Source organism: Pseudomonas sp. URMO17WK12:I6, from assembly GCF_003253625.1.
In the GTDB taxonomy this organism is placed as follows: domain Bacteria; phylum Pseudomonadota; class Gammaproteobacteria; order Pseudomonadales; family Pseudomonadaceae; genus Aquipseudomonas.
This window is the reverse complement of the sequence record NZ_QKYZ01000009.1, coordinates 175,090-191,163: the sequence shown is the minus strand read 5'-3', so window position 1 is coordinate 191,163 and position 16,074 is coordinate 175,090. Positions and strand designations below refer to the sequence as shown.

At 60.2% G+C, this 16,074-nt stretch carries 15 protein-coding genes; 9 read left to right on the top strand and 6 right to left on the bottom strand.

All coding sequences use genetic code 11. The features are described from left to right. Window positions 1-777: 777 nt before the first annotated feature. A complete protein-coding gene (locus tag F475_RS18175) occupies window positions 778-2,190 on the top strand; it encodes an amino acid permease (protein WP_064619561.1) in 1,413 nt (470 codons plus the stop codon). Between the two features lie 101 nt (window positions 2,191-2,291). After that, a complete protein-coding gene (gene arfB, locus F475_RS18170; protein ID WP_007938537.1) occupies window positions 2,292-2,705 on the top strand; it encodes an alternative ribosome rescue aminoacyl-tRNA hydrolase ArfB in 414 nt (137 codons plus the stop codon). Here arfB and F475_RS18165 read toward each other — a convergent pair. From F475_RS18165 to phhA, 6 genes are all read right to left on the bottom strand, one after another. After that, a complete protein-coding gene (locus F475_RS18165) occupies window positions 2,702-3,901 on the bottom strand; it encodes an MFS transporter (RefSeq protein ID WP_111454414.1) in 1,200 nt (399 codons plus the stop codon). The genes arfB and F475_RS18165 overlap by 4 nt on opposite strands. 104 nt (window positions 3,902-4,005) lie before the next feature. Then, a complete protein-coding gene (locus F475_RS18160; RefSeq protein ID WP_007938541.1) occupies window positions 4,006-4,188 on the bottom strand; it encodes a hypothetical protein in 183 nt (60 codons plus the stop codon). Between the two features lie 75 nt (window positions 4,189-4,263). Continuing rightward, window positions 4,264-4,395: a hypothetical protein gene (locus F475_RS30755; RefSeq protein ID WP_007938543.1), complete on the bottom strand. Its 132-nt coding sequence runs from the start codon at window positions 4,393-4,395 to the stop codon at window positions 4,264-4,266. Between the two features lie 212 nt (window positions 4,396-4,607). Beyond that, window positions 4,608-5,801: an amino acid aminotransferase gene (locus F475_RS18155; RefSeq protein ID WP_018929943.1), complete on the bottom strand. Its 1,194-nt coding sequence runs from the start codon at window positions 5,799-5,801 to the stop codon at window positions 4,608-4,610. Continuing rightward, window positions 5,801-6,157 carry a 4a-hydroxytetrahydrobiopterin dehydratase gene (locus tag F475_RS18150; RefSeq protein WP_018929944.1) on the bottom strand — a complete coding sequence of 119 codons (357 nt, stop codon included), beginning with the start codon at window positions 6,155-6,157 and terminating at the stop codon, window positions 5,801-5,803. The genes F475_RS18155 and F475_RS18150 overlap by 1 nt, the downstream gene beginning before the upstream one ends. A 105-nt stretch (window positions 6,158-6,262) precedes the next feature. Beyond that, window positions 6,263-7,048: a phenylalanine 4-monooxygenase gene (gene phhA, locus F475_RS18145; RefSeq protein WP_111454413.1), complete on the bottom strand. Its 786-nt coding sequence runs from the start codon at window positions 7,046-7,048 to the stop codon at window positions 6,263-6,265. 281 nt (window positions 7,049-7,329) lie between these two features. Here phhA and F475_RS18140 point away from each other — a divergent pair, with 281 nt between their 5' ends. The 7 genes from F475_RS18140 (at window position 7,330) to flgK (ending at window position 16,073) form a co-directional block, all read left to right on the top strand. Next, the gene (locus F475_RS18140; RefSeq protein ID WP_111454412.1) at window positions 7,330-8,889 is read left to right on the top strand and encodes a sigma-54-dependent transcriptional regulator; all 1,560 of its coding nucleotides are present in this window, start codon (window positions 7,330-7,332) and stop codon (window positions 8,887-8,889) included. Between the two features lie 354 nt (window positions 8,890-9,243). Beyond that, on the top strand, window positions 9,244-9,984 hold the full coding sequence (locus F475_RS18135) for a flagellar basal body rod protein FlgF (protein WP_026286705.1): 741 nt from the start codon (window positions 9,244-9,246) through the stop codon (window positions 9,982-9,984). 45 nt (window positions 9,985-10,029) lie between these two features. Then, a complete protein-coding gene (flgG, locus tag F475_RS18130) occupies window positions 10,030-10,815 on the top strand; it encodes a flagellar basal-body rod protein FlgG (protein ID WP_007938559.1) in 786 nt (261 codons plus the stop codon). A gap of 52 nt (window positions 10,816-10,867) precedes the next feature. Further along, window positions 10,868-11,563, top strand: a complete 696-nt coding sequence (gene flgH, locus F475_RS18125) for a flagellar basal body L-ring protein FlgH (RefSeq protein WP_111454411.1) — start codon at window positions 10,868-10,870, stop codon at window positions 11,561-11,563. A gap of 27 nt (window positions 11,564-11,590) precedes the next feature. Next, window positions 11,591-12,679, top strand: a complete 1,089-nt coding sequence (locus tag F475_RS18120; RefSeq protein WP_032831038.1) for a flagellar basal body P-ring protein FlgI — start codon at window positions 11,591-11,593, stop codon at window positions 12,677-12,679. Window positions 12,680-12,690: 11 nt separating this feature from the next. Continuing rightward, the gene (gene flgJ / locus F475_RS18115) at window positions 12,691-13,989 is read left to right on the top strand and encodes a flagellar assembly peptidoglycan hydrolase FlgJ (protein WP_111454410.1); all 1,299 of its coding nucleotides are present in this window, start codon (window positions 12,691-12,693) and stop codon (window positions 13,987-13,989) included. A 23-nt stretch (window positions 13,990-14,012) separates the two neighbouring features. Further along, entirely contained in the window at window positions 14,013-16,073 is a 2,061-nt protein-coding gene (gene flgK / locus F475_RS18110; RefSeq protein WP_111454409.1) for a flagellar hook-associated protein FlgK, read from the top strand. Window position 16,074 lies beyond the last annotated feature (1 nt).

Genomic DNA, 16,074 nt, shown 5'->3' with positions numbered 1-16,074 from the left:
ATTTGAACTAATTATTCCATTTTAAAAAAAGTAAATTTTCTAATAAAAAACAGAAAACTAAGTCGGAAACTCCTTAGGAAGCTTCCTATCGTCAATTTACAGTCGACGGCTCTCTGGATCTGATTTGGAAAGCATGCGTTACGCGCTGTAAATAAATCCTTACGAAAAGCGTGCTCAAACCCCATGGAATGCCGCTGTGGAAAGGGCTGTAAGGAAAACCTGCCGTCCGCCGCCACGATGGTGCTGTTCAAGGGCTCTGGCGCGCTTGTCTCAGCCTCGATTGAAAGGTGAGATGCGCCCCATGCCTGTCGTGCAGGTGCATAACAAGAAGGAGGCGCAATGAACGCCGTGACTCATCTCCATCTCTCTCCGTGGGGCGATTTTTCCGCTGCCCCCGTCGAAGACCTGCAAAGGTCTGACTCAATTTTTGCAGCCGCCCGAGACCTTCGAGGCGGACACAGGCAATCCCGGCAACCGACGCGCTGATCCAGCGGTGTCTGGCAGCAGGGGGTTAGCGGTGTACAATGCGCCGCGTTTTAACTGTGACCCTCTGCGCAACAGCGCAAACCTCAAGGCTATCCGCCTTGTTCACTCCGCCGCGTCACGAGCGTGTCGGGTTCGATTTCGTCACAGATAAAAACAAACAGGTGACGCATGACTGTCGTAAAAACGCTGAACTCCTGGTGCCTGCGCTGGGGTTTGATCGGCGCTGCTTGAAATCGCAACCTTGCAGCAACGTCTACCGAACATCATCAAACCTTGCGTGAGACCCTTTTCATGAGTGGACAAAACTCGCATTCAGGCGAGCTTAAACGCGGCCTGAAAAATCGCCATATTCAACTGATCGCCCTCGGTGGCGCGATCGGTACCGGGTTGTTCCTCGGCTCGGCCGGCGTGCTCAAATCCGCCGGCCCGTCGATGATTCTCGGCTACGCCATTTGCGGCTTCATCGCCTTCATGATCATGCGCCAGCTGGGCGAGATGATCGTCGAAGAGCCGGTGGCCGGTTCCTTCAGCCACTTCGCGCATAAATACTGGGGCGGTTTTGCCGGTTTCCTGTCGGGCTGGAACTGCTGGATTCTGTACATCCTGGTGGGCATGTCGGAGCTGACCGCGGTCGGCAAATACATCCACTACTGGGCGCCGGATATCCCGACCTGGGTCTCCGCTGCTGCGTTCTTTGTGCTGATCAACGCGATCAACCTGGCCAACGTCAAAGTCTTCGGTGAGGCCGAGTTCTGGTTCGCGATCATCAAGGTCGTGGCGATCGTCGGTATGATTGCCCTGGGCAGCTATTTGCTGGTCAGCGGTAACGGCGGCCCGCAAGCCTCGGTAACCAACCTGTGGTCCCACGGTGGCTTCTTCCCGAACGGTGTCAGCGGTCTGGTGATGGCCATGGCGATCATCATGTTTTCCTTCGGTGGCCTGGAAATGCTCGGTTTCACCGCCGCTGAAGCCGACAAGCCGAAAACCGTGATCCCGAAAGCCATCAACCAGGTGATCTACCGGATCCTGATTTTCTACATCGGTGCGCTGGTGGTCCTGTTGTCGCTGACCCCTTGGGACAGCCTGCTGACGACACTGAATGCGTCTGGCGATGCCTATAGCGGCAGCCCGTTCGTGCAGGTGTTCTCGATGCTCGGCAGCAACACCGCCGCGCATATCCTCAACTTCGTGGTCCTGACCGCGGCGCTGTCGGTGTACAACAGCGGTACTTACTGCAACAGCCGCATGCTGCTGGGCATGGCCGAGCAGGGCGATGCGCCGAAAGCCTTGTCGAAGATCGACAAGCGTGGCGTGCCGGTACGTTCGATCCTGGCGTCGGCCGCTGTGACGTTGATCGCGGTGTTGCTGAACTACCTGATCCCGCAAAACGCGCTGGAACTGTTGATGTCGTTGGTGGTTGCGACCCTGGTGATCAACTGGGCGATGATCAGCTTCTCGCACTTCAAGTTCCGCCAGCACATGAACAAGACCCGGCAGACGCCGCTGTTCAAGGCCCTGTGGTACCCGTACGGCAACTACATCTGCCTGGCGTTCGTGGTGTTCATCCTCGGCGTGATGCTGCTGATCCCGGGCATCCAGGTCTCGGTGTATGCGATTCCGGTGTGGGTCGCGTTCATGTGGATCTGCTACGGCATCAAAAACAAGCGCAGCGCCCAGCAGGCGTTGCAGGTTGCGGTGAAATAACGCAACGCGCAGAAACGATAAACCCGGCCAAAGTGCCGGGTTTTTTGTGGAGGATGCGAAAGCCGGGGTATTCTGGCGGTCCTGATACCGGACCTTTTTCCATGCTGGTGATTTCCAACAACGTGCATCTGCCGGATGCCGAGATCGAGTTGACGGCCATTCGCGCCCAGGGCGCCGGTGGGCAGAACGTCAACAAGGTCTCCAGTGCGGTGCACCTGCGCTTCGACATTCCGGCCTCGTCCCTGCCCGAGTTTTACAAGGAACGGCTGCTGGCGTTGCGCGACAGTCGCATCACCAGCGAAGGGGTGTTGATCATCAAGGCCCAGCAATACCGCACGCAGGAGCAGAACCGCGCCGATGCGCTGGAGCGTCTGACCGAGTTGATCCTCAGCGCTACCAAAGTGGAAAAGAAACGCCGTCCGACCAAGCCGACGCTGGGCTCGAAAAAGCGTCGGCTCGAATCAAAGACCAAGCGCGGCAGCATCAAGGCCGGGCGGGGCAAGGTCGATTTTTAGCGTGCTTCACGCTCTTCCCGATACTTGGGCGCCTGTCGGTACAAGTAAACGCTCAACATCAATCCGCTCAAGGCGGCGAGGGCGGCGAACAGGAAGATCGAGGCAAACCCGAATCCTGCAGCAATCGCACCCGCCAGCGGTCCGGTAATCCCCAGTGACAAATCGATAAACAGCGAATAGGCCCCAACTGCTGCGCCACGGCTGGAGGCCGGCACCAGATTGACCGCTTCCACGCCCAAGGCCGGGAACACCAGCGAAAAGCCGAAACCGCTCAGCGCCGCACCGGCCAGTGCCCAATGAGCATCCGGCGCCAGCCACAGTAGCAACAGCCCGAGGGTTTCCACCGAGAGGCAGGCAATCGCCACGCGAAAGCCGCCGAGGCGGTTGATCAGGTTGCCGAACAGTAGTCGCGCGCCAATGAAACTGGCGCCGAACAAACTCAGGGACAGCACCGCGTTGGACCAATGCTGAGTAGCGTAATACAGGGTGATGAAGGTCGCGATGGTGCCAAAGCCGATGGAGCCCAGTGCCAGGCCGCAGCCATGAGGGAACAACCGTCCCAGCACATGCATGAACGGCAAACGTTCGCCGGCGACAATCGGCGCCGCGGTTTTCGGCCAGGCCAGCGCCACGCCCAGCACCGCTAGCAGCATGATGCTCACGCCCATGCTCCACAAACCCAATTGACTCACCAGCAGCACCCCCAGTGGTGCGCCGACCGCCAACGCGCCGTAACTGGCGATGCCGTTCCAGGAGATGACCTTGGCGGTGTTCGCCGCGCCGACCCGGCCGATGCCCCAGCCGATCGACCCGGAGCCGACCAGGCTTTCCGCGCTGCCGAGTATCAGGCGGCCAATCAACAGGCTGATCAAACTCAGCATCGGCAGGCTTTGCGTCCAGGCTGAAATCAGCATGAACACGCCGCTCAAACCACAGCCGGCGAGGCCATACATCACCGCCAGTTTGCTGCCCTTGTTATCGATGATGCGCCCGGCATAAGGCCGGCTGAGCAGGGTGGCCAGGTATTGCACGCTGATCACCAGCCCGGCGATCACCGCGCCGAAGCCGAGGTCGCTGTGGACGTAGCCCGGCAATACGGCCAGGGGAATACCGATATTGAGGTAACCGATGAAAGTGAACAGGACGATGGAAACGACTTGCAGCGTGACCGCCAGGGGGCGCTGGGTTTCAGACATGGGTAAAAGGTCCACGGGGCAGCAGGATAGATAGGCTGCTTATGATAGCGGCGTGGACGGTCGCAGGGCGTGAAAAAGTAAAACTAATTGCCGAACGGGATGAATCAGGATTTTGCGGGGGCGACCAGTTGCGTCGTGACCAGGGCGGCCAGGGCATTTTCTTCGCTGCCGAAGCGGGCCAGCAGGGCGGCTTGTTTCTCGGGGGAAAGGCGATTCCAGATCTCGATCATCTTCTCGGCGGTGCCGATCAGGACGCTGGCCTGGGCTTCAGTGAAATCATCGCTCATGGTGCGGGCTCGCGGTTCAGGCAGTGTGGAAAGCGCATGTTAGCGCTTTCCACACGGTCTGGCATTGCAGGTGTATCAGTCTTCTCTGTCGGCCTGGCGGCGTTCAGGTGCTTCTTTCGGCTCGGGCTGTTGGGCACCGGCTTGTTGCGTGGTTGTCTGCTCAGTTTCGTGCAGGCTTGGGAAGGGGAGATTAGGGATCTCGTGCATGTTTCGCGCTCCTCGCTAAGTCTGTTGATAGATCTGGTAGATCCGCGCTTTTAAAAAAGCCTGGGCAGGATACAGCAGGAAAAATGACAAATAGACTTTATATCCAATTGTTACGACGGATGGGATTGTCTAGACAGGTCAGCAGGAGGCGAAGACCCACTGTGGCGAGGGAGCAAGCTCCCTCGCCACAGGGAGCTCGCCATTGCATCGTGTTACTTGCAGACGTCAGCGATGGCCTCGGCCAGCAGGTCCAGGCGTGTCGCATCGATCCCCGCCACGTTCGCCCGGCCCGAGCTGACCATGTACACACTGTGATGTTCGCGCAGTTGCTTGACCTGCTCCGGCGACAAACCGGTGTAGGAAAACATCCCGCGTTGCACGCCAATGTGCGCAAACCGCTCGCGCAAGCCGTGGGGTTCAAGCGCTTCGACCAGGCCACTGCGCAGCTGGGCGATGCGCAAACGCATGGCTTCCACTTCGTCGGCCCAGCGGCTTTTCAGCTCTGGATCGCCAAGGATGGTCGCGACGACGGCGGCGCCGTGATCCGGCGGTGTCGACCACAGGTTGCGGGCGATGTTGGCCAGTTGGCTGCGGATGTCCACCAGCTTGCCGGCGGTTTGCGCGCAGACAATCAGCGCACCGGTGCGGTCGCGGTACAGGCCGAAGTTTTTCGAGCAGGAACTGGTGATCAGCACTTCCGGCAACTCGGCGGCGAACAACCGGGTCGACCAGGCATCTTGTTCCAGGCCATCGCCGAAGCCCTGATAGGCGAAGTCGATCAGAGGCAGCAAGTCGCGACTGCGCACCACGTCCAGCACCCGGCGCCAATCGTCATGGGACAGGTCGAAACCGGTCGGGTTGTGGCAGCAGGCGTGCAGCAGCACCACATCGCCCTTCGGTGCTTGATTGAGCACTTCGAGCATCGCTTCGACATCGAGACGGTTATCGCTGCCCACGTACGGGTAGTGACTGACCTTGACCCCGGCCGTTGCGAAAATCGTTTCGTGGATCGGCCAGGTCGGGCTGCTCAGCCACACGCCACGGCCCGGCAGGCATTGGGCGATGAAGTCGGCGCTCAAGCGCAGCGCACCGGTGCCGCCCGGCGTTTGCGTGACGCCGGCCCGTTGCTCGGCGATCAGCGCCGAATCAGCACCCAGCACAAGCTCGTTGATGACTTTGCCGAACGCCGCATCGCCGTGGCCGCCGATGTAAGTCTTGGTGGCCTGGCGATCCACCAGGCGCTGCTCGGCAAGCTTCACCGCTTCAAGGATCGGCGTCAGGCCCTGGGCGTCTTTGTAGACACCCACGCCAAGGTCGAACTTGCGCGGGTTAGGGTCCTGCGCATAGGCCTCCATCAGGCCGAGAATCGGGTCGCCGGGTACTCGGCCGATGGCGTCGAAATGCATTATTTGCGGCCCTCGGCGTCTTTGGCCACTTCGTCAGTGCGCGCGGCCATGATGAAGTCGTTGCGGTGCAGGCCCTTGATGGAGTGGCTCCACCAGGTCACGGTGACTTTGCCCCACTCGGTCAGCAGGCCCGGGTGGTGACCTTCGGCCTCGGAGATTTCGCCAACGGCGTTGGTGAACGCCAGCGCGTGCTTGAAGTTCTTGAACAGGAAAACTTTTTCCAACTGCATCACACCGTCGCGCACTTCGATGTTCCAGTCAGGGATCTGCTTGATCAGGATCGGCAGTTCTTCGTCGCTGACCTGAGGGGCGTCGGCGCGGCAGGCTTCGCAATGGGCTTGGTTCAATGTGGACATGATGTGTTCCTGAAATCGAGTGTTTTGAAAAACGGTCGTCAGTGGGACCACGCTAAAGCAAAGCGGCGATCCGTAACAGACTCACTTGATGCCAAAAGTCGCGGGTCACGCAGCTTTTGGCGGAAATTTCGGTGCGTGCAACCCAAGCTGCATGCCTTGCTTGACCATGCCCATGATGTCTTCGTGGGCCAGATCGAACAGGCGCTTGAGGTTCGGCAGGACAAAGTACAGCGGCTGCAGAATGTCGATGCGATACGGCGTACGCATGCATTCCAGTGGGTCGAAGGCCTGATGCTCAGGCGCATCCGACAGGGCGTAAACAGTTTCTTTCGGCGAGGACAGAATGCCGCCGCCATAGATGCGCAGGCCTTGCGGCGTGTCGACCAGGCCGAACTCGATGGTCATCCAGTACAGACGCGCCAGGTACACGCGCTCTTCCTTGGAGGCCTGTAGGCCGAGTTTGCCGTAGGTGTGGGTGAATTCGGCGAACCAGGAGTTGGTCAGCAACGGGCAGTGGCCGAAGATCTCGTGGAAAATGTCCGGCTCTTGCAGGTAATCCAGTTCTTCGCGGGTACGAATAAAGGTCGCCACCGGAAACTGCTTGTTCGCCAGCAATTCGAAAAAGGTCTGGAAGGGAATCAGCGCGGGCACCCGGGCAACTTGCCAGCCGGTGGTTTCACCGAGGACTTTGTTGATTTCGCCGAGTTGCGGAATGCGGTCGTGGGGCAGACCGAGTTTTTCGATACCGTCCAGGTATTCCTGGCATGCACGACCCTCGACCACTTTCAGTTGGCGAGTGATCAGCGTATTCCACACCGCGTGTTCTTCAGCGGGGTAGTCGATAAAACCTTGCGCATCGGGCTCGCGAGCCACGTATTGCGTCTGCTTCATGCTGCTCTCCTGCTAGGGGAATCGTTCTTGTTGTGTGTACAGCTATGGACCTAGAAATACCCCAAGGTGTTCGGTGTTGCAGCAGGTGATCCGCGTCTTGCGTAGGAAAAATCCGCGCTCTTCGTAAAGTTTTCGTTACGTATTGTCTGCTGTGGCGCAAGTATTGATATTTACGGGTTTGAAATGGCCTACAGGTGTCACATAATCTTGACGACTAACTTGGTGCTCGCGCAGAAAATTCCTTGCGCCGGGCCTCGATCACCGCTGTTACGGGCCTTCATATGCGTATCAAAGTCCACTGCCAGAACCGCATCGGTATCTTGCGCGACATTCTCAACCTGTTGGTCGAGTACGGGATCAACGTCGCTCGCGGCGAGGTGGGTGGTGAGCATGGCAATGCGATCTATCTGCACTGTCCGAACCTGATCAACATTCAGTTCCAGGCGTTGCGGCCGAAGTTCGAGGCGATTGGTGGGGTATTCGGCGTCAAGCGTGTAGGGCTGATGCCCAGCGAGCGTCGACACATGGAGCTCAATGCCTTGCTCGGTGCCCTGGAGTTTCCGGTGCTGTCGATCGACATGGGCGGTTCCATCGTCGCGGCCAACCGTGCGGCGGCGCAATTGCTCGGGGTGCGGGTGGATGAGGTGCCGGGGATTCCGCTGTCGCGGTACGCCGAAGACTTCGACTTGCCGGAACTGGTGCGCGCCAACAAGTCGCGGATCAACGGCTTGCGGGTGAAGGTCAAGGGTGACGTGTTTCTCGCCGACATCGCGCCGCTGCAATCGGAGCATGACGAAAGCGAGGCCATGGCCGGTGCGGTGTTGACGCTGCACCGGGCGGACCGGGTGGGCGAGCGCATCTATAACGTGCGCAAACAGGAGTTGCGCGGCTTCGACAGCATTTTCCAAAGCTCGAAAGTGATGGCGGCGGTGGTTCGCGAAGCGCGGCGCATGGCACCGCTAGATGCGCCGCTATTGATCGAAGGCGAAACCGGCACCGGCAAAGAGTTGTTGGCGCGGGCCTGTCACCTGGCGAGCCCGCGTGGGCAATCACCGCTGATGGCGCTCAACTGCGCCGGCCTGCCAGAGTCCATGGCCGAGACCGAATTGTTCGGCTACGGCCCCGGCGCCTTCGAAGGGGCGCGGGCCGAAGGCAAGCTCGGGCTCCTGGAGCTGACGGCGGGCGGTACGTTGTTTCTCGATGGCGTCGGCGAAATGAGCCCGCGCTTGCAGGTGAAATTACTGCGCTTTCTGCAGGACGGTTGCTTCCGTCGTGTCGGCAGCGATGAAGAGGTCTATCTGGATGTGCGGGTGATCTGCGCGACTCAGGTGGACTTGTCCGAGCTGTGTGCTCGCGGTGAATTTCGCCAGGATTTGTACCACCGCTTGAACGTGCTTTCGTTGCACATCCCGCCACTGCGCGAATGCCTCGACGGACTGGCGCCGCTGGTGGAGCACTTCCTCGATCAGGCCAGCCGACAGATCGGTTGCCCACTGCCGAAGCTGGCGCCGGCGGCGATGGAACGACTCAGTCACTATCACTGGCCGGGTAACGTGCGGCAATTGGAGAACGTGCTGTTTCAGGCGGTTTCCCTGTGCGATGGCGGCACCGTCAAAGCCGAGCACATTCGTCTGCCGGACTACGGCGTGCGTCAGCCGCTTGGCGATTTCTCCCTCGAGGGTGGGCTGGACGAGATTGTCGGGCGCTTCGAGAAAGCCGTGCTGGAGCGCTTGTATTCCGAGTATCCGAGCAGTCGGCAACTGGGCAAGCGACTGGGGGTTTCCCATACCACCATTGCCAATAAGTTGCGCGAGTATGAGGTCGGCAAGGAGCCGGGCTAAGCGGCTTTTGTGGCGAGGGAGCTTGCTCCCGCTCGGGCGCGAAGCGGCCGCAAAACCTACCTGCGCGATCTGCCTGCAATAATTCGGTTGTCATTTTTGGGGCTGCTGCGCAGCCCAGCGGGAGCAAGCTCCCTCGCCACAGGGGAACGATCAGCGTCCAGGCTGATCCTTGCCTCTTGGCGGCATGACACCGCCGGTTTTTCGTCTTCGATACATTTCCTCAATCCCCTCTAAATCCCTCAAGTCCTTTGTTTGCCGGGCCCGGCGCCGCCAGAAAAAAGTTGGTCTGCAAATTGCTTATGGCTCAGCAGTACAGCGGTGGGCGGCAAACGTCCGGCATGCAGAGGAAAGAGTGTGGACAAGTACCTTTATGTGGCAATGACCGGCGCCAGCCAGAATGCACTGGCGCAGAAGGCTCATGCCAACAACCTGGCGAACATCTCTACCAATGGTTTTCAGAAGGACCTGGAGCAGGCCCGTTCGATGCCGGTGTTTGGTGACAGCTTTCCGGCGCGTGCGTTTGCCATGAGCGAACGTCCGGCCACCGACTTCTCCCCGGGCGCCCTGGTGGAAACCGGCCGTGACCTCGATGTCGCGGTGCAAGGCAACGGCTGGATCGCCGTGCAGAACCCCGATGGCGGTGAGAGCTACGTGCGCACCGGCAGCCTGAACGTTGATGCGCTGGGCGTGCTGCGCGCCGGCAACGGCATGCCGGTGATGGGCAATGGCGGGCCGATTGCCGTGCCGCCCGAGCAGCAGATCGAAGTCGGCGAAGACGGCACCGTCAGCATCCGTGCGATGGGCGAAGGCCCGCGTGTGATGGCTGAAGTCGACCGCATCAAACTGGTCAACCCGGACTTCAAGAACATGACCAAAGGCCTGGACGGTTCGATCCACACCAAGGACGGCAAGCCGGCGCAAGCCGATGCCGGCGTCAAGCTGGTGTCCGGATTCCTCGAGTCGAGCAACGTCAATGCCGTGGAAGAAATGACTTCGGTACTGGCGCTGGCCAAGCAGTTCGAGCTGCACATCAAGATGATGAACACCGCCAAAGACGATGACCAGGCCATGGCTCGGGTCTTGCAGATCAGCTAATTATCAGAACGTCGCGCCGTAAAACAGGCGCACGAGGAGAAACGAATGCTTCCGGCTCTATGGGTTGCCAAAACAGGTCTGTCCGCCCAGGACACCAACCTCACCACCATTTCCAACAACCTGGCGAACGTATCGACCACGGGTTTCAAACGTGACCGCGCCGAATTCCAGGACTTGCTGTATCAGATCAAACGCCAGCCAGGCGCCCAGTCGACCCAGGACAGCGAACTGCCGTCGGGTCTGCAAGTGGGTACCGGTGTGCGCATCGTCGGCACCCAGAAAAACTTCACCGCCGGCAGCCTGCAAACCACCGAGCAGCCATTGGACATGGCCATCGACGGCCGCGGTTTCTTCCAGATCCTGCAGCCCGATGGCACCACGTCCTACACCCGTGACGGTACCTTCCACCTGGATTCCAACGGCCAGATCGTCAACGCCAGCGGCTTCGCCCTGGAGCCGGCCATTGTCATTCCGAACAATGCCCAGACGTTCACCGTTGGCCGTGACGGCACCGTGTCCATCACTGTTGCCGGCAGCCCGGCCGCCCAGGTGATCGGCAACCTGCAAACCGCCGACTTCATCAACCCGGCCGGTCTGCAAGCGGTGGGTAACAACCTGTTCCTGGAAACCGCTGCCAGTGGCGCGCCGCAAGTCGGCACCCCGGGCCTGGCCGGTTTCGGCACCACGCTGCAGAACACCCTGGAAACGTCCAACGTCAGCACCGTTGAAGAAATGGTCAACATGATCACCACTCAGCGCGCCTACGAGATGAACTCCAAAGTGATCTCCACCGCCGACCAGATGCTCTCGTTCGTAACGCAGAATCTGTAATCAAGTCTATGAGGCGGCCATGAGGTCGCCTGCAACACCGTGAGGTAGGGTCATGAATCGCTTTGTATCTGTTCTGGCACTGAGTGGGGTCGCCGCGCTGGCGGGGTGCGTCGGTCCGACGCCAAAGCCCAATGACCCTTACTACGCCCCGGTGTTGCCGCGCACGCCGTTGCCGGCTGCCGCCAATAACGGCTCGATCTACCAGGCCGGTTTCGAACAGAACCTGTACAGCGACCGCAAGGCATTCCGGGTCGGTGACATCATCACCATCACCCTGAACGAGCGCACCCAGGCGAGCAAGAACGCCAATTCCCAGGTCGGCAAGACCAGTAAGACCAGCATTGGTCTTTCCTCATTGTTCGGCACTAAGCCCAGCGTAAATAACCCGCTCGACAGCGGCGACCTGAGTCTGGATGCCAGCTACAGCGGCGACCGCGCGACCAAGGGTGACAGCAAGGCCGGGCAGGGCAACAGCCTCACCGGCTCGATCACCGTGACCGTCGCCGACGTGTTGCCCAACGGTATCATCGCCGTACGCGGCGAGAAGTGGATGACCCTCAATACCGGTGATGAACTGGTGCGGATTGCAGGGCTTGTTCGCGCCGATGACATCGCGACTGACAACACCGTTTCGTCGACCCGTATCGCCGATGCGCGCATCACCTATTCGGGCACCGGTTCGTTTGCCGATGCGAGTCAGCCAGGCTGGTTCGACCGTTTCTTCCTCAGCCCGCTGTTCCCTTTCTAGGTGGCTACGTTGAATCTTAAACACCTTATGGTGGGCGTCCTGTTGTTGACGGCGGCCTTCGATGCTCAAGCCGAGCGGCTGAAGGATATCGCCAGTATTTCCGGCGTGCGTTCCAACCAATTGATCGGCTACGGCCTGGTGGTCGGGCTTAACGGTACCGGCGACCAGACGACGCAAACCCCGTTCACCCTGCAGACCTTCAACAACATGCTCTCGCAGTTCGGCATCAAGGTGCCGCCAGGTTCCGGCAACGTGCAGTTGAAGAACGTCGCGGCGGTGTCGATCAGTGCTGATTTGCCGGCGTTCGCCAAGCCGGGTCAGCAGATAGACATCACCGTAGCGTCCATCGGTAACTCCAAGAGCCTGCGTGGCGGCACCTTGCTGTTGACGCCGCTCAAAGGTATCGATGGCAACGTCTATGCCGTCGCTCAGGGCAACCTGGTGGTCGGTGGTTTCGATGCCGAAGGTCGTGACGGTTCCAAGATCACCGTCAACGTTCCGTCGGCCGGTCGCATCCCCGGTGGTGCGTCGGTAGAGCGTGCAGTGCCGAGCGGTTTCAATCAGGGCAACAGTCTGACCCTGAACCTCAACCGTTCGGACTTCACCACGGCCAAGCGCATCGTCGACAAGATCAACGACATGCTTGGCCCTGGCGTCGCTCAGGCCATTGACGGTGGCTCGATCCGCGTGACCGCGCCACTCGATCCGAGCCAGCGGGTCGACTATTTGTCGATCCTCGAAAACCTCGAAGTCGATCCGGGCCAGGCGGTGGCGAAAGTCATCATCAACTCGCGCACCGGTACCATCGTGATCGGCCAGAACGTCAAGGTTTCCCCGGCCGCCGTGACCCACGGCAGCCTGACCGTGACCATCACCGAAGACCCGATCGTCAGCCAGCCCGGTCCTCTGTCCAACGGGCAGACGGCGGTCGTGCCGCGTTCGCGGGTCAACGCTCAGCAAGAAGCCAAGCCGATGTTCAAGTTCGGCCCGGGCACCACCCTCGACGAGATCGTTCGTGCGGTGAACCAGGTCGGCGCAGCACCGGGTGACTTGATGGCGATCCTCGAAGCGTTGAAACAGGCCGGCGCGTTGCAAGCCGACCTGATCGTGATCTGAGGACGGCGATCATGGATATGCGCAAAAGCGGTCTGGTCAGCAGCAGCGATTCGGGTTCCTACTCGGACCTGAATCGTTTGAATCAGCTCAAGGTCGGCGACAAGAACAGCGATGCGAACATGCGCAAAGTGGCGCAGGAATTCGAGTCGCTGTTCCTCGGCGAAATGCTCAAGTCCATGCGCTCGGCCACCGAAGCGCTGGGCAAGGATAATCCGCTCAACACGCCGGCAGCCAAGCAATACCAGGAAATGTACGACCAGCAGTTGGCCGTTTCCCTGTCTCGCGAAGGCGGCGGTATCGGCCTGGCTGACGTGTTGATGCGCCAGATGTCGAAGAACAAACCGTTGGCGCCGGGTGAGGCTGCGGCAGCATCTGCCGCCAAGCAAGCCGCCGCGAAGGCCGCCGTGGAAACACCGATTGCCGCCGGTACGGTCGCCACCAACGGGCCGCTGTCGCGCCTCAACGGCGAGCGCCCGTTGTGGGCTTCACGCGCGGTGAGGGCGCCGGCAGGTGCGGGCGAGGGCGCACACCGCAACGACATGGCGCTGATCAATCAGCGGCGTCTGGCGCTGCCACCGAAACTGGCCGACCGTTTGCTCGCAGGGTTGGTGCCGTCAGCATCGACCACGGCGACAACCGCCACCGCAACGCAGAACAAAATCCAGGTGCCGCCGAGCACCGCGACCGGTTCCGGCCCGCTGTACAACGGCGATTGGCTGGCTTCGCAAACGGATACGAGCTCCAGCGGGCGCCTGCAGATTTATGGTCGTGCCATGGCTCAAATCCCCCTGGCACCGGCGAAGAAAGCCTTCAGCTCCGCCGACGAATTCGTCAACACCATGCTGCCAATGGCCAAAGAAGCCGCCGACCGTATCGGTGTCGATCCGCGTTACCTGGTGGCTCAGGCCGCCCTGGAAACCGGTTGGGGCAAATCTGTCATGCGCGCCCAGGATGGCAGCAGTAGCCACAACCTGTTCGGGATCAAGGCCAGTGGTAACTGGAAGGGCGATTCGGCGCGGGCGATCACCAGCGAATTCAGAAATGGCCAGATGGTCAAGGAGACGGCTGAGTTCCGTTCCTACGCCTCTTACAAGGACAGTTTCCATGACCTTGTGACGCTGCTGCAAAGCAACAATCGCTATCAAGATGTGCTGAAGTCGGCCGATAACCCAGAACAGTTTGTACGCGAGTTGCAAAAAGCCGGGTATGCAACCGACCCGGATTACGCAAGCAAGATCTCGCAGATAGCCAAGCAGATGACGAGTTACCAAAACTACGCTGCAGCGGGCGCTTCCACTACGCCTTTATAGGCACAAGGCATAAGGTTTGAATCATGAGTTTGCTCAACATCGGGATGTCGGGTTTATCCGCTGGCCAAAGCGCGTTGATGGTGACCGGTAACAACATTGCCAACGCCGACACCGCAGGCTACTCGCGTCAGCAAACCGTGCAGGGCAGCAAGGCCTCGAATCAGTTCGGCAATGTCTACATCGGCACGGGTACGACCCTGGCCGATGTGCGTCGGGTGTACAACAGCTACCTCGATGCGCAACTGCAAACCACCACCTCGCTCAACAGCGACTCGGCTGCCTATGCCGGGCAGATCAGCCCGCTCGATAAGTTGCTGTCAGACAGCGGCACCGGCCTCAACGGCGCCCTGACCAAGTTCTTCGCCTCGGTACAGAACGTCAACGCCAAACCGGGCGACGATGCTTCCCGCCAACTGCTGCTCAGCGATGCGCAAGCCCTGAGTAACCGTTTCAACTCGATCTCCAGCCAGTTGGCCGCGCAGAACGCGGACATCAACGGCAACCTGACGAACATGGCCGATCAGGTCAACAAACTGGCGGCCACCGTGGCCCAGTTGAACCAGAAGATCTCCGAAGTTTCCAACGCCGGCGGCCAGCCCAACGACTTGCTCGACGCGCGCAACGAGACCGTGCGCCAGTTGTCCACCTTCACCGGGGCGCAAGTGCTCGAGCGTGACGGTAACCTCGACATTTACCTGGGCAGCGGACAGCCGCTGGTCATGGGGAATACCGCCAGCAAGCTGGAAGTGGTGCCGAGCAAAGACGACCCGTCGCGTTCGGCCATTCAGCTCAATCGCGGTTCGAGCACCATCGATATCACCTCGGTGATGACCGGTGGCGAGATGGGCGGCTTGCTGCGTTATCGCAGCACCGTGCTGGACCCGGCCATGAATGAACTGGGGCGTGTGGCGCTGGTCGTCGCCGATCAGATGAACACCGTCCAGGCCCAGGGCATCGACAAGAACGGTGATTTTGGTTCGAACCTGTTCAACAGCATCAACACCGCCGCGCAAATGGCCCAACGCAGCGTTGCCACGGTCGGCAACAGCGCCGGCTCAGGCAACTTCGATGTGAGCATCGAGGACAGCGGCAAGCTGACCATTAACGATTACAAGGTCACCTTCACCAGCGCCACCAACTACACCGTGCAGCGTCTGCCAGAAGGCACCGCCATGGGCGCGTTCAGCACGCTGACCACGCCACCGCCGGTGATCGATGGTTTCTCCATGACACTTTCCGGTGGCACCGCAGCCGCCGGCGACACGTTCAAGATCACCCCGACCCGCAACGCGGCGACCAACATCAAGACCGAGATGACCGACTCCAAGCGTCTGGCCATCGCGGCACCGTTGGGCGCGGCCATTGCTGCGGGCGGCAGCGGCACACTGACGATTCCGGCCAGCGGTCAGCCGACCCTGACCACCAAGTTCGATATCTACGACACGGCGACCACCACCACGATCCAGAACGGCCTGAAGACGTCGACGCCGGTCAAGATCGTATTTGGTGCGGCCGGTGGTTCGACTCAGACTTACCAAATGCTCGATGCCCAAGGCAACTCGCTCAGCAGCGGTACCATCGTGCCGGGCCAGAACAATACGTTGAGCCTGACCATTCCACTGGTCGACGGCACCGGCGCCGCGATCAATGATCCGGGACCGCCCGTTGTGCAGCGCACTGTGTCGTTCGACATGACCGTGGCCGGTTCGCCAGGTAACGGCACCGCGATCAACGTATCGCTCAGCCAGCCGGGTTCGCTGGATAACCGTAACGGCACCACACTGGCCGCCTTGCAGACCAAGCAGGCCGTGGACACCGGTTCGGCCAGCAACGGTATTTCCCTGAACGATGCCTACGGCAAACTGGTCTCGGGCGTCGGTGCCAAGGCCGCGCAAGGCAAGCTCGACAGTGCTGCGACCACCGCGATTTTGGCCAACGCCAAGGGCGCTCGCGACTCGTTGTCCGGTGTCGACCTCGATGAGGAAACCGGCAACCTGGTCAAGTATCAGCAGTACTACACCGCGTCTTCGCAGATCATCAAGGCTGCGCAGGAAATCTTCAGCACACTGATCAACAGTCTTTAAG

Excerpts from the sequence above, each read along its gene's own strand:
- F475_RS18175 (WP_064619561.1), top strand. The coding sequence starts at position 778 with ATGAGTGGACAAAACTCGCATTCAGGCGAGCTTAAACGCGGCCTGAAA.
- arfB (WP_007938537.1), top strand. The coding sequence starts at position 2,292 with ATGCTGGTGATTTCCAACAACGTGCATCTGCCGGATGCCGAGATCGAG.
- F475_RS18165 (WP_111454414.1), bottom strand. The coding sequence starts at position 3,901 with ATGTCTGAAACCCAGCGCCCCCTGGCGGTCACGCTGCAAGTCGTTTCC.
- F475_RS18160 (WP_007938541.1), bottom strand. The coding sequence starts at position 4,188 with ATGAGCGATGATTTCACTGAAGCCCAGGCCAGCGTCCTGATCGGCACC.
- F475_RS30755 (WP_007938543.1), bottom strand. The coding sequence starts at position 4,395 with ATGCACGAGATCCCTAATCTCCCCTTCCCAAGCCTGCACGAAACTGAG.
- F475_RS18155 (WP_018929943.1), bottom strand. The coding sequence starts at position 5,801 with ATGCATTTCGACGCCATCGGCCGAGTACCCGGCGACCCGATTCTCGGC.
- F475_RS18150 (WP_018929944.1), bottom strand. The coding sequence starts at position 6,157 with ATGTCCACATTGAACCAAGCCCATTGCGAAGCCTGCCGCGCCGACGCC.
- phhA (WP_111454413.1), bottom strand. The coding sequence starts at position 7,048 with ATGAAGCAGACGCAATACGTGGCTCGCGAGCCCGATGCGCAAGGTTTT.
- F475_RS18140 (WP_111454412.1), top strand. The coding sequence starts at position 7,330 with ATGCGTATCAAAGTCCACTGCCAGAACCGCATCGGTATCTTGCGCGAC.
- flgG (WP_007938559.1), top strand. The coding sequence starts at position 10,030 with ATGCTTCCGGCTCTATGGGTTGCCAAAACAGGTCTGTCCGCCCAGGAC.
- flgH (WP_111454411.1), top strand. The coding sequence starts at position 10,868 with ATGAATCGCTTTGTATCTGTTCTGGCACTGAGTGGGGTCGCCGCGCTG.
- F475_RS18120 (WP_032831038.1), top strand. The coding sequence starts at position 11,591 with ATGGTGGGCGTCCTGTTGTTGACGGCGGCCTTCGATGCTCAAGCCGAG.
- flgJ (WP_111454410.1), top strand. The coding sequence starts at position 12,691 with ATGGATATGCGCAAAAGCGGTCTGGTCAGCAGCAGCGATTCGGGTTCC.
- flgK (WP_111454409.1), top strand. The coding sequence starts at position 14,013 with ATGAGTTTGCTCAACATCGGGATGTCGGGTTTATCCGCTGGCCAAAGC.